Source organism: Pseudomonas putida (assembly GCF_050989985.1).
In the GTDB taxonomy this organism is placed as follows: Bacteria; Pseudomonadota; Gammaproteobacteria; order Pseudomonadales; family Pseudomonadaceae; genus Aquipseudomonas; species Aquipseudomonas putida_AI.
This window is the reverse complement of sequence record NZ_CP158815.1, coordinates 2,928,194-2,940,573: the sequence shown is the minus strand read 5'-3', so window position 1 is coordinate 2,940,573 and position 12,380 is coordinate 2,928,194. Positions and strand designations below refer to the sequence as shown.

The 12,380-nt window shown below is 57.9% G+C and carries 9 protein-coding genes; 2 read left to right on the top strand and 7 right to left on the bottom strand.

Features of this window, described 5'->3' with window-relative positions; genetic code table 11:
- Positions 1–25: 25 nt before the first annotated feature.
- Together ABTV29_RS13715 and ABTV29_RS13710 are read right to left on the bottom strand one after the other, a co-directional pair.
- The gene (locus tag ABTV29_RS13715) at positions 26–1,954 is read right to left on the bottom strand and encodes a fibronectin type III domain-containing protein (RefSeq protein WP_433771045.1); all 1,929 of its coding nucleotides are present in this window, start codon (positions 1,952–1,954) and stop codon (positions 26–28) included.
- A gap of 153 nt (positions 1,955–2,107) precedes the next feature.
- Complete coding sequence (locus tag ABTV29_RS13710; protein WP_433771043.1) at positions 2,108–3,301, bottom strand: pyridoxal phosphate-dependent aminotransferase; 1,194 nt, start codon at positions 3,299–3,301, stop codon at positions 2,108–2,110.
- A 472-nt stretch (positions 3,302–3,773) separates the two neighbouring features.
- Here ABTV29_RS13710 and ABTV29_RS13705 point away from each other — a divergent pair, with 472 nt between their 5' ends.
- The gene (locus tag ABTV29_RS13705; protein WP_433771041.1) at positions 3,774–4,058 is read left to right on the top strand and encodes a helix-turn-helix transcriptional regulator; all 285 of its coding nucleotides are present in this window, start codon (positions 3,774–3,776) and stop codon (positions 4,056–4,058) included.
- 161 nt (positions 4,059–4,219) lie between these two features.
- Here the strand turns inward: ABTV29_RS13705 and ABTV29_RS13700 are convergent, their stop codons facing one another.
- From ABTV29_RS13700 to ABTV29_RS13690, 3 genes are all read right to left on the bottom strand, one after another.
- A complete protein-coding gene (locus ABTV29_RS13700; protein WP_433771039.1) occupies positions 4,220–6,424 on the bottom strand; it encodes an autotransporter outer membrane beta-barrel domain-containing protein in 2,205 nt (734 codons plus the stop codon).
- A 220-nt stretch (positions 6,425–6,644) separates the two neighbouring features.
- On the bottom strand, positions 6,645–7,634 hold the full coding sequence (locus tag ABTV29_RS13695) for a hypothetical protein (protein ID WP_433771037.1): 990 nt from the start codon (positions 7,632–7,634) through the stop codon (positions 6,645–6,647).
- Positions 7,631–8,785 (bottom strand): hypothetical protein, encoded by a 1,155-nt coding sequence (locus ABTV29_RS13690; RefSeq protein ID WP_433771035.1) that lies wholly within the window; start codon positions 8,783–8,785, stop codon positions 7,631–7,633. Before ABTV29_RS13690 ends, ABTV29_RS13695 begins: the two co-directional genes overlap by 4 nt.
- 454 nt (positions 8,786–9,239) lie before the next feature.
- On the opposite strand from ABTV29_RS13690, the gene ABTV29_RS13685 reads away from it, so the two are divergent.
- Positions 9,240–9,599 (top strand): DUF6124 family protein, encoded by a 360-nt coding sequence (locus ABTV29_RS13685; protein ID WP_433771034.1) that lies wholly within the window; start codon positions 9,240–9,242, stop codon positions 9,597–9,599.
- 157 nt (positions 9,600–9,756) lie between these two features.
- On the opposite strand, the gene ABTV29_RS13680 is transcribed toward ABTV29_RS13685, so the two are convergent.
- Positions 9,757–10,899, bottom strand: coding sequence for a glycerate kinase (locus ABTV29_RS13680; protein ID WP_433771032.1), 1,143 nt, complete (start codon positions 10,897–10,899; stop codon positions 9,757–9,759).
- Positions 10,900–11,144: 245 nt separating this feature from the next.
- The gene (locus ABTV29_RS13675; protein ID WP_433771030.1) at positions 11,145–12,266 is read right to left on the bottom strand and encodes a sugar diacid recognition domain-containing protein; all 1,122 of its coding nucleotides are present in this window, start codon (positions 12,264–12,266) and stop codon (positions 11,145–11,147) included.
- Positions 12,267–12,380: the final 114 nt, after the last annotated feature.

The window sequence follows — 12,380 nt, the reverse complement described above, 5'->3', positions numbered from 1 at the left end:
CGAATCGTCCAACGGGATACGGGTTTTACGCGCCAGCGCCGGGAATCACTCCATTCAAAGGTGGTGATGAGCCGTCATCATTGAACGCTCTGATCTCTACATCGTAAGGAATGAGTGGTAGCAATAACGGCTTCAAGATTTCCCGGGTTGTTTCATAGTTCAACTCGGTACCTTGCGGGCCCGTTATCGTGACGTGGTACCCCTTCAGATTGGCTGGAAATTCTGGCCTATCCCACCGTAGCTCGGGAACAAACCCCGGTTTGACCCGAAAATTAGTGGGTGCACTGGGTAGCGTTGGCTGGCTGATTTTACGATTGAAGTGACCGATCAAGGAGGCATTCCCGGCCGCATCTTTCGCGCGCACTTCGAACGTCTCGCCATCGACCAGACCCGTGTCGAGATAAGAAGTCTCGGTGACCGCTATCCAGGCCCCGCCATTACGGCGAACCTCGTATCCGGCTACCTTCACGTTGTCTTGCGATGCAGCCCAGCTCAACCGGGCCGTGTCGGATGACAAAGACGTGAGCTTGATACTTTGCGGGCGAGTAGGCGGAACACGGTCATGAGTCGTCACGCTGATGGACGCCGTAAGTGCCGGGGGCAGGCCTTCAGCACGGCGCGGCTGAATGGTGAACTCGTAAGCCTGTTCAGGCGTCAATCCCTGGGCAATATGTTCAGTGTCTGTCGTCTGTACAGTCGGTCGTCCTGGGCAGCTGATGTCATAACCGATCACGTAGTTGTCATTCTCCGGTTTCACCCATTTCAACCAGACCTCATTGTATGTACTTCCGGGAGCGCTCAGATTGCGCGGTTGCGTTCTGTCCGGGCCCATTCGGATGAATCTTTCTGCAGGAGGGGAAAAACCGCTTTCATTGAAGGCGCGAACATGAATGAAATACTCGGTATCAGGCATCAGGTATTTCAATTCATAGGTCAGAAATGAAGTTTCATGCCGGCTGATAACATCCGGGTATCGATCGCGCAAACCATAGGCCACTTCATATCCTTTGGCGAAAGTCGTTGGCCACGACACGCGCAACTGATCAAACGAAGGAATCAAGTATATGTCGCTTGGCTTACCGGGTATGGGCGGTCCATCCAGTGTCCTTTGCGTCAAACGCGCTGGCAGCGACTCTCCGTTGGCATTGCGGCTACTGACTTCAAAAAAATACAGCGTGTTTTTGGTCAAGGCGGAGATGGTTTCTTTTAACGACGTTGTAGCAATCTCAACGTACTTGCCATCGGGCGGTTCAACACCATATCGAATGACATAATCTTGAGCCCCCGCAGAGGCGGACCATTCAACGGTCATCGTTGAAGCCGTCGGTGTTGCGCGCACATTGGTGGGTATGGGCGGAGCCTTCAACGTCTGTTTGACGACCCGGGCGGGTGGTGAGTCGCCGACATTGTTGGTCGCTCGAACTTCAATCCAATAGTCGACGCCGCTGTTCAGCCCGGAGATGACGTATTCGGTCGTCTTCACTACTTGGGTAGTGATGACGGACCCGTTGGGAGCAAGTCCATGGCTGACCTTGTAACTGATGGCACTGGAAACACCCGACCACGTCAGGAACATCTCTTGGGTGGTCGGCGTGGCGACAAGATTCGTCGGGCTCTCCGGCAGATTGGACGCGGGCAGCGTCGCTGCCCTGACGAGACTGTATAAAGAAGACTCTTCTCCAGCCAACAGCCCGTACAAATAAAAAAAGTAGCTCGTATTGGGAATGAGGCCGGTAATCGTGTGCCTGCGTGCGGGGTGCGGGACATCGAGTTCATCGATAAACTCCGGCCCGATATACCACTTGATACGAGTAGAGTTTTGTTGACCTGCACTGCCTCCGTATCCCCATATGAGTTTGAGGGAATTTTGCGATATCGAAGTCGCGACACTTTGATCCGGAGCGCTGACCGCCAGCACATTGGTCAAGCCACTTTCGTCGTCATGTCCATTCATACGGAAGCTCCTTGGCTATGTTCGTCAAGGTTTCCATTGGAATGCCATCGGTGCCATTGAGCAACTGACAGAACTGTTAGTGGCAACCGACACTATTGTGTGCTGTCAGCCGCAGAGGGTTTGAACGCGTCGCAGCTTTGGGGGAGCACAGGCCTAGCCACAACCCACCCGCGATTCCAGCAAGTCAGCAGCACACAAGGCAATACGCCTGCACGCGTCTGCCAACTTCTTGCGGTCGACCACCAAGCCCATGCGAATGTGCCCAGCCGCACTTGGCCCGAACGCTTCGCCAGCAAGAACCGACACGCCATAACCTTCTAACAGCCGCTCGGCAAAACGCTGGGCACACAGTCCGGTCTGGCGCACATCCACCATCACGAACATCCCGCCATCGGGACGGATCGGCCGCAGGCCCGGGCAATTGTCCAGGCTCGCGCATACCAGATCGCGCCGCTGGCGATACTCCTCGCGCATTAGCGCCACTTCCGGGAGGTCATGATCCAGGGCCAATTGCGCGGCGTTTTGAATAAAGTCCGGTATGCCGAACAACATGCACAGCGACAGGTGCTCCAGGTGATCGGCCAAGGGTTTCGGGCCGATCACCCACCCCACCCGCCAGCCACTCATGGCATGGGATTTCGACAGGCTGTTAATTGTCGCGGTGCGCTCGGCCATGCCAGGCAGACTGGCCGGGCTGATGTGTTCTGTGTCGTACAACAAGTCGCTGTAGACTTCGTCGCTGATCAGCCACAGGTCATGACGGATACACAACGCCGCCAGGCCTTGCCAGATCGTCAGCGACAAACTGGCGCCGGAGGGATTGTTCGGGCTGTTGAGCAATAAGGCGCGGGTTTTCACAGTGATCAACGCGGCAACATCCGCCGGGTCAACCCGAAACCCGTTTTCCGGCCGCACGGCCACCGGTACCACTTTCGCGCCGCAAGCGCCGAACACGGCTTCATACGTCACGTACATCGGTTCAGCGACGATCACCTCATCGCCGGGGTCGAGCAGGCATTGCGCCACCGAATACACTGCGCACTGTGCTCCCGGAAAAACGATCACATGCCCGGCATCAACCCCTTGACCGGTACGAAGGCGATGACGGCGGGCAATGCTGTCGCGCAACCCCTGACTGCCGCGCACCGCCGGATAGTGCGTGTCTCCGGCGAGCAAACTGTCGATTGCGGCCGTCACGATTGGCTGTGGCGTGTCGAAGTCCGGATCACCGATCGACAGCAGCAACACATCAACACCCTGTTCGCGCAATTCCAGTGCTCGATCATGAATCTGCCAGGCCGCCGCTCCGTCACCGGCGATCCGTTGGGTCAAGGCTGAGTAGCGCATACAGTTCTCCATTCGCGCGGGTTCCAAGCCAAAACCCTATCTCAATTCTCGCAACCCGCCACCCACGGCGTTCCAATCCATCACCTGACGTTCCGTACATCGGGTGACTGAATTCAGTCGAGCCCGCGACCCTGACAGTTGCAAGCACGCGCGCGATCCCCCGGCCATCCTGGGCGCGTGAAATGTATCTTGAAATCAATCACTAATTTTCGAAAGCGCAAACCGACGATGAAAAGAATGCTCCTACACCACAGCCGGCATTGGACTGACAGCCCTTTCTTTTCGAAAGTGATTAAAGTCCGCAACCTGTAATTTCTGACAGGTCACACGGAGAATTTATCGCGCTATAAGGAGACCGTGCCTACAGCCCTTTCAAGGTGATTGCAGGACGGTCGCGCGAACCACGCCATCACGAAGTAGGAAGATTCCGCCGCGCCCACGCCGTCAATGATGATGAATGGGAGATTCGCTTATGTACCGCTCCACAACCGCTTCAGTTCAGTCATCGCCAGCCCAGGCCGGATTCCAGCCACAGGCGTGTCAGCCACCCCAGGTGATTACGCTCACGGCCAGGGAAAAGGAGGTCTTGCAGTGGGGTCTGGCCGGTAAATCGTCCTGGGAAACCGCCCAGATCTGCGGGTGCTCCGAGGCCGGTGTGAATTACCACTATTGCAACATCCGCCGCAAGTTCGGCGTGAGAACGCGCTGGGCCGCCATGGCCAAGGCGCTGGAACAGGGCCTGATTCATCCTTCTTGAACCCGTCTCTTTTCAGCGATCAGCGCTACATTGATCCCTGTAGAGAGAATTCATGAAACTGGAACAGACGTCTGCATCCGATACCCTGACCGGCAACTGTCCTCCGGGACAGTGACCGGCCTTAACGCAGGCGCTTTCAGGGCGTCACCGTGTAATCGGGATTACCAGATGTAACGCACCCCTACATTGGCGCCCCATGGTTGTTCGATTTTGTCGCCGTTGCTGTACTCGAAATCGGCATGAATCGAAATTTTGTCAGTCACCGTCATGGCAACACCCGCTCCAAGCTCCCCACGGGAACCCGATAGGTCATTGTTAAACGTATTGTCGTTGACCTTGACTTCGTTCTTGTCGACAAACTCGTGCACATAAGCGGCGCGCACATAAGGCTGTACGACCTTGTCATCCCATTTGAAGTCGCGGCCGGCAGTGGCCCCTGCCTTGGCAAGCAGCGAACGTGTACGACTACCTTCGGCGGACAAGCCATTATCCAGGTCGTAGTCTTTGCCCTGAATGATCACGCCCGACAGCTGGGTGTAGGGTTCAACGAAATAGTCGTCAGCCAATTTGATATGACGACCGAACTCCAGGGAGGCGCCGACACCATTACTGTCGTAGTCGCCCCGGGTTTTCTTGCCATCGCTCAGGTGTACATCGGACTCGTTCTGGAAACGGTTGAACTTGAGCACGCCATCGAAGTAGTAGCCGCGCGACGCATCCAACCAGGTGGTATAGGCACCCAGGTAGTAACTGTCGATGGTGCCGCTGGTGCCACGGCTCAAGTCCAGGTCGGACTTGCTGTAACCGCCGAGCACACCGACCAGCCACTGCCCGTCCCCCACCGGCAACGGTGCATCGGCACCGAACGACAGGCCTTGTTGCACTTGCTGGTAAGCGACGCCCGAGCGGGCATCGACGTCGAACTTGTTACCGTAAGCACGAATCCAGCCACCGGCCTTGCCGTGGTCCATGCGCACTTCGCCCATGCGCGTGCGCAGCGTGCTGAGTTCGCCATACCAGGCAGTCGGCGCTGCGTTGAACAATGCGATGACCGACTGGGTACCCGGGCTGACAACGCGGGACGCGGTATTGAGGTACCAGTCGTTGCTGCCCTTCTGGATCAGGTCGTAGGAAAATGCCCCCAGATCCACGGCGCCGCCGGCCAGGGTGAACGTCGCATCACCGCCACCGATGTGGACGACTGGGATGGCGCCAGCCCCCGTAGGCTCCGAGCCGCTGGCGTCAATTGCTACGGTGTGATTGCCGGTGGCCGTGCCAGTCACGGTGAGGGTATCGACCTGACCGGTCTGGAAGTCGGTGTGCATGAAGAACGTGCCGCCAGTACCCGACAGCGTACCCACGCTCAACTTGAAGAATTCACCGGGGTTGCCGAACTGGATGGCACCGCCGTTCATGTCCAGATTTTGCACTGCACCGTCACCGACCATGATCCAGCGGGCATTGCTGTTGACGCCCAGGTTCTGCACGTTCTGCAGGCGCCCCGTCAGTGTGGCGGAGTCTTCCAGCAGTACGTTGGCGGTGCTGGTGCCGTCGGCGACGATATCGCCAACCAGCGTGCTGCTGCCGACGCGCAGGTTTCCTTCGGCGCCATTGCGCACCTCCATTAACACGCCGTTGCTGCCGACCAGTGTTGAGTTATTGAGGACGGCGATGTTGGCCTGTGTCACACCCACGTTCTGTGTATCGACCAGGACAGCCGCGCCGTTCAAGCCCTCGACCTGACTGCCCCTGAGTTCGACAGTATTAGGGGCGGCCACACCGGGGTCGGTATTGATCTGGATACCGTTGGTAGCCCCTGTGATGTTGCTGCCCACGGCATTGACGGTGCCGTTAAACATACGGATGCCTGCCAGGCTGCCACCGGTCACGGCACTGTCGAACAGCGTCAGTGTGCTCAGGCCGTTGACGGTTGCGCCATTTCGCGCACCGGTGATGGTGCTGCTGCGAACCTGTGCGGTGGAACCTGTGGTGTTCGCTGCATCGTGGCTCAGCGCCAGGCCGATCCTGTCACTGTTGATATTGCTGCCAACAATTGTTGCGTTACTGCTGTCCAGATGTACGCCGTTGGCGGAAGTGCCTTGAACCTGGGTACCGGTCAGGTTCAAGGTCGAGCCCGTCACCGTAATGTCCTGCGTCCGTGCGCCATTGGCATTCAAGGTGGCACCGTTGAAAACTCTGTATTGATCCAGCGCCGTTGTGCCATCAATTGACGCCACGGGCTCCAGACTGCCATCGATAAAACGGGTGGCATACGCCTGTTCGGCAATGATTAAAAACGGTACGACAGACAACAGTCGCAAAGCACGCGACAGAGGACTCAACAAAAAGAAATGGCTGGCAGACATGACTAACTCCGATGGATCTGGACTGCGAAAAGTCAGGCTCATCCTGACAATCAGTGATGAACCCACCTACAAAGGCGGCGCAGAATATCCAGAGGCCTCCTATTCAGATGCAGGAGTTTCCTTAATGCTTTGTAGGACTAATCCTGCAACTTCCAAGGACTCATTCGCGAGTCGTACAACTGCGGCAGACGCCATCAGGCAGCACCTGCCGCTATCCCTTTTAATCTATGGGGCAGGGGTTATCCGGATCACAGGTACCAGCTCCGGCTGAAAGCCCCACCTGTGTATCCGAGTACAAGGAGAAAACATCAGTGCCCCCAATGTTCAGGCCATAACGAACTTCGCCCTTGCCGAGCTGATTGCTGGGACCGCCCCAGGTTGGCAGGAGGTGTTTGTCATAAGGTTCGACAAGCCAGTAGAAACCGTCTGTAGCTTCCTCTGCGGAAATCGGCCCGTATGTCACGCTTTTTGCGGCATCTTCAACCTCCACAGGCGATGCATAGGTAGTTGAAGCCCTCCATTCAAGTTTTACTGTCATCCCTTCTTTCAAGTAATCACTAGGAGGAATGAAGTACTTGAAGCCAATTTTTGTGCTGTCCGCTTCGTCGCGAATCAACGAGCAGCAAGTCAGCCGACGGTTGATAAGTTGTTGTGGTTCGGCCAATCGCAAGGTGATGACGAAGAACCTGATATCAACCTCGGTAGGCTCTTCCGGTTCTTGAGGATTGTTGAAATCAGGATGGGTAGCGATGTACTTCACGGGCATTTTCTGATCGTTGCCGTGCTTCTTGATAATGTCCCAATCCGTAATAGGTACGTCGATTACCTCACCAGCGCTGACATTGTCGGTGTCGACCTCATAGGGAGCACCAATATCCTCCCCGTTCCATTGCACCTGGAGTTGAAGTCCGTCGGGAAGTGGATCAGGAAGCTCAATCTGGGCAACGACAGGTTTGTTTTCATCACTTGCTATGAGCTTGTTTGCCTCTCCACTCTCACCGTACACAGCCAACGGATGCAGGTTCGGTGTACCCGGATCGGGGTTCTCGGGGTCAACGATGGGCACGGCGAATCCGACCATGACCCTGGTGGCCGCTCCTCCGAGTTCCAGATCGCCACGGTACAGCTTGTATTCCACGTCCGTTTCAACAGGCCCCGTCGCTGCGCCGTACCGGTCCCTCATGTGTTCCCAAATGACATTGATGCTCATCTTGTCTGCAGGATGGGCACCCACGGGTGTCCGGTAAGGCAACTCTTTGCCCCCCAGATAATCGCGATCATATCGGTGGATTTTGCGTTCAGGATTTTCGCAAACTCGACATGGACACCTCGCAAGGCGTCTGCCCGGTTTACTACGCCATCATCTTCCGCCTCCGCCACGCTAACCACGGGAAAGGGTGGGATTGGAAACGCACCGAGTGCCAGTTGAATCAGGTCGTACAAACAGATTCGGCTGGGATTGAGAGCCTTGTCGTAAACCCTGTAGCCAAAGCAGTAGCTGCCGTCAGGCAAGGATTTAAGCAGTGACACCGGAAATTTGATCTTGCGATCAGGTCCCAACGTCACTACATCGATGGGCACGATGTCATTGGGATCTTCAGGCAGTTTGTCTCTCTCCACGGTGAAGGCAACCTTGTCGCCTTCGGCTGCACCGGTCCACTCTGGAACGGTGGCCTCCAGGTCAGTGATACCTTCCAGCGTGGCATCGACAATCGGGGGAGTGAATCCAAGCGTCAACTTGCGAGGCGCGGCAGTTCCGTTAGGGGGAACCTTGTCGACGAAAACAGGCGTATGCGTGGAATTGCTGGGCGTACCAAGATAGTTTACGTGGCGATACCGTAAATTGAATGGCCCCTCATTTTCGTCTTTCAACAACCAGGTGGACAGGAGTTTCACTGTCACAGGAATCGGGGTTGTACCTGGAATGAATTCAACCTCGTCACTCACATCTTCATAGTTCGAAGTACCAGGACGCGCGGCCTGGGCGGTGATGTATTCCTTGTCCAGTGGATCGGTTGGAGTATTGCTCCAGGCAGGAACTTTCAATTCGATATCTGCATCGAGTGATGGCCTGGGAAATAGTCCTGACGGATTACCCGGCAACGTGACCCTACTCACGTCGGGGGCTGGAAACGGATCGGCTTTGGCACGCCCTGGCACTCGGTGGCTCCAGGCCGGTAGTGGTCGTTTTCTGCCGTCACTTGCCATGATATCGCTCTCCCATTCGTATCGTTCAAGCCACCGCGAGCGCAATGGCCCCTCTCTGTCCGGCAGATCGATACAGTCGGGCACGGCAATAAACACCCCTTCGCTCTGCGAGGCCGCGTGGGCCTTGGGCGAATTAAGCAGCAGTTTTTTCAATCGCGATACTGTCAGAGTTGACAGGTGGCTACTTATACAGGCGCGGTTTAAATCATCAAATCGTCACGTGGAAACAGCGAAAACTCGCTGCTCAACGCTGCCGCGACTCACTTGTTTAAACGCGTTTAAGACAGTTTCTTGAAAGCCACAAACCCTTGTGTCGTTGCCTACGCTTGCGCCAGAATCCGCCGGCTTGTGCGCCTTGGGGCCGCTCGGTAACTTGATTCGCGTCACTGATGGTCAGTGATCGGGTTTAGTCGCCCGGTTGGATATTTAGAGAGTTGCACAAGCTCATCAGTCAGGCAGATCCATGCCTGCACTCGATGGTGGCTGTGCGCAGGGCGCCTTCGGGCGCGCCGGCTTTGCTAGATTCCCCGGTCGACTAACCTGCGCACAGTTGCCTCCCTCTCGTTTAGTCGCAGGAGGGTTGGCACTCCAACAGGAAAACTAGCTTATGTTCAAAGTCACACCGAATCCCCCGGACACCGATCCGACCTCCCCGTATGAACCCGATTCAAACAAACTTAACGATGCCGCCGAGCGTGCCCTCGACTTCCACTTCCCTTCGACCGCCGACATCAAAGCCACGCCGCGTACCGTCAGCACGCTGTTTACCGTCGACCCCGAAGCCAAGACCGAAACCTTGATGGTGTATCTGGTGGAGACGCTGGCCTCGGTGGATGTGATGGTCCATCAGTTGGTGGATCATCTGGAAGGCAGCGACCGCAATGCGCTGCTGGGGATTTCCAACAGCGTGATGCTGGCGGAGATCACGGCGAACCGGGTGCTGGATCAGATTGATCCACCGCAGTAGTCGCCGTTACGCGAAACCTGATTGGTTATGCGAAACTTTTGTGGCGAGGGAGCTTGCTCCCGCTGGACTGCGCAGCAGGCCCATTTTTGGCGCCGCTTCGCAACCCATCGGGAGCAAGCTCCCTCGCCACATAAGTGTGTGATGCCCATCAGTTGAATCAGCCTTTGCGCGCTGCCATCCGCCAGACCCGCGCAATGTCACTCGCCCGCTCGCGCAGCAACCGCGGCGCATTCATGCACGCTTCCTCCAGCGACATCGGCCCGCTCACCAGGGAGAACGCGGCATCGATGCCGTGGTCGTACAGCGCCTGATAATCCTCGCCCAGGGAACCCGCGATCACGACGACCGGCACGCCCCGTTCGCGAGCGATTTGCGCAACGCCAAAAGGGGTCTTGCCGCGCAGGGTCTGCGCATCGAAACGCCCTTCACCGGTGATCACCAGATCGGCGCCTTCGACCGCTTCGGCCAGGCCCACCAATTCGGCGACCACTTCGACCCCTGGCATGAACTGCGCACCTAGAAACGCCTTGGCGGCAAAACCCAGCCCGCCCGCCGCGCCGCAGCCCGGTTCATCGCGCACATCTTTGTTCAGAGCTTTCGCGCAGTGATCGGCGAAGTGCCCAAGGGCATGATCGAGCAATTGAACCTGTTCCGGCGTGGCGCCTTTTTGCGGTCCGAAAACCGCCGATGCACCGTGGGGACCGCACAGCGGGTTGTCGACATCGGCGGCGATGTCAAAGCGCACATTGGCCAGCCGCGGGTCGAGCTCGCTCAGGTCGATGCGAAACAGCTGCGCCAGGGCCAGGCCGCCCGGTGCGAGCGGTTGCCCCTGGGCATCGAACAGCTTCATGCCCAGGGCCTGCATCGCGCCGGCGCCACCGTCGTTGGTGGCGCTGCCGCCGATGGCCAGGATGATGCGCTGCGCACCTTCATCGAGGGCGAAGCGGATCAATTGGCCGGTGCCAAAGGTGCTGCTGTTGCAGGCATCGCGTTGCTCGACCGGCACCAATTGCAGACCGCTGGCTTCGGCCATTTCGATGATTGCGGTACGGCTGTCAGGCAACCAGCCCATCTTGGCATAGGCTGTATCGCCCAGAGGGCCGCGCACTTCGGCACTGTGCTTCTCCCCGCCACACGCCGCCAGCACTGCCGCGACGGTGCCCTCCCCGCCATCGGCCATCGGGCATTTGATCAGTTGCACGTCGGGCCAGACTTCCCGCAAGCCCAGGCCGATGGCGTCGGCCGCGCGTTGAGCACTGATGCTGTCTTTGAACGAGTCAGGGGCAATCACGATCTTCATGGGAATTCTCCAGTTCCAATACCCTCATCCTGCCAGTCGCCAAACACGATGACGCCGGTCTGCTGCACAAGGGAGCATGAGGATTATTGTTCATTTCCACAAAATCCGGAGATCGCGATTTCAAGCACGCCAAAAAACCTGTGGGAGCGGGCTTGCCCGCGAAAGCGGTGGGTCAGCCAACATGGATGTTGGATGTGATGGCCTTATCGCGGGCAAGCCCGCTCCCACAGGTCACGGGTGTGCGCTTATGGTTGGGTGTCGGTCTGTGGGAGCAGTTGCACGCCGAGGTAGAGGGCGAGCATGCCGTCGAGGCGCAAGGGATCGACGCCGCTGAGTTCGGCGATTCGTTCCATCCGGTAGCGCAAACTGTTGCGATGAATGCCCAGTGCGTCGGCACAGGCCTGGCTCTGGCCGTCGTGGTCGCACCAGCTGCGCAGGGTCGCCAGCAACTGGCCGTTACTGTCCTTGGCGATGACTTTGCGCAGCGGATTGAGCAACTCATCCAGCGCATCGTCGTTGCGATGGCGCCAGAGCATCACCGGCAAGCGATAGCGATTGAGGGTCAGCAAGCGCGATTGGGGCAGCACCTCACGCCCGTAGGCCAGCAGGTCGCCAACCCGGCGATAGCAGCGACGCAACCCCGCCAGCCCATCAGCCTGGCCGCCCACGGCGATGCGCAGGATGTTCCATCCCTGGCCGTCGAGTTTCTCCAGCAGTCGGTCGTTCTCAACGTTTTGATTGGCCGGGCGGCACCACAGCAACGACGACTTGGCTGAACTCACGCACCAACTGTCCGGATAACGCGACGTCAGCCAGGCGCTGAGTGCGTCGACGGTCTGCCCCGGCCCGTGTTCCATGCCCAGTTCGAACAGGTACGGCACACGGGTCATCTGTGGCTTGAGACCCAGTTGCTGTGCTTCGTCGACCAGGCGTGGCGAGTCCCCCGCCTCGCTGAGCAACAACGCCAGCAAGTCATCGCAACGCTGGCGCCGCCATTGCTGTTCAGCTTGCTGATTGCGCTGGCCCACCAGCATTTCAGCGGTCATGCGTACAAGGGCGGCATAGGTGCGCAGCTGATCGGGCTCACCGGTGATCCCCAGTACACCGATCAGGCGCTGGTCGAGCATCAGCGGCAGGTTGATGCCGGGTTGCACGCCCTTGAGATGAATCGCCGTCTGCGCATCGATCTCCACCACGCGACCGTTGGCCAACACCAGTTGCGCACCTTCATGGCGGGTATTGATTCGCTCCGGCTCGCCGCTGCCGAGGATCAATCCCTGGCTGTCCATGACGTTGACGTTGTACGGCAGGATCGCCATGGCGCGGTCGACGATGTCCTGGGCCAGGTCGTGATCGAGTTCGAACATGACGGTGTTCCTTGAATGCAGAGGGGCTGATTGTTCGCCCGCACAGGGCCGGGTGGCAATCCCTGTGCGCCGGCACAAAGACAACAACCCGGGCGGTGTCCGAGACTCTCAGGG

What these genes read in the sequence shown, in the direction of transcription:
- ABTV29_RS13695 (WP_433771037.1), bottom strand. Translation starts at nt 7,634, where the DNA reads ATGAGCATCAATGTCATTTGGGAACACATGAGGGACCGGTACGGCGCA.
- ABTV29_RS13705 (WP_433771041.1), top strand. Translation starts at nt 3,774, where the DNA reads ATGTACCGCTCCACAACCGCTTCAGTTCAGTCATCGCCAGCCCAGGCC.
- ABTV29_RS13710 (WP_433771043.1), bottom strand. Translation starts at nt 3,301, where the DNA reads ATGCGCTACTCAGCCTTGACCCAACGGATCGCCGGTGACGGAGCGGCG.
- ABTV29_RS13700 (WP_433771039.1), bottom strand. Translation starts at nt 6,424, where the DNA reads ATGTCTGCCAGCCATTTCTTTTTGTTGAGTCCTCTGTCGCGTGCTTTG.
- ABTV29_RS13675 (WP_433771030.1), bottom strand. Translation starts at nt 12,266, where the DNA reads ATGTTCGAACTCGATCACGACCTGGCCCAGGACATCGTCGACCGCGCC.
- ABTV29_RS13715 (WP_433771045.1), bottom strand. Translation starts at nt 1,954, where the DNA reads ATGAATGGACATGACGACGAAAGTGGCTTGACCAATGTGCTGGCGGTC.
- ABTV29_RS13680 (WP_433771032.1), bottom strand. Translation starts at nt 10,899, where the DNA reads ATGAAGATCGTGATTGCCCCTGACTCGTTCAAAGACAGCATCAGTGCT.
- ABTV29_RS13685 (WP_433771034.1), top strand. Translation starts at nt 9,240, where the DNA reads ATGTTCAAAGTCACACCGAATCCCCCGGACACCGATCCGACCTCCCCG.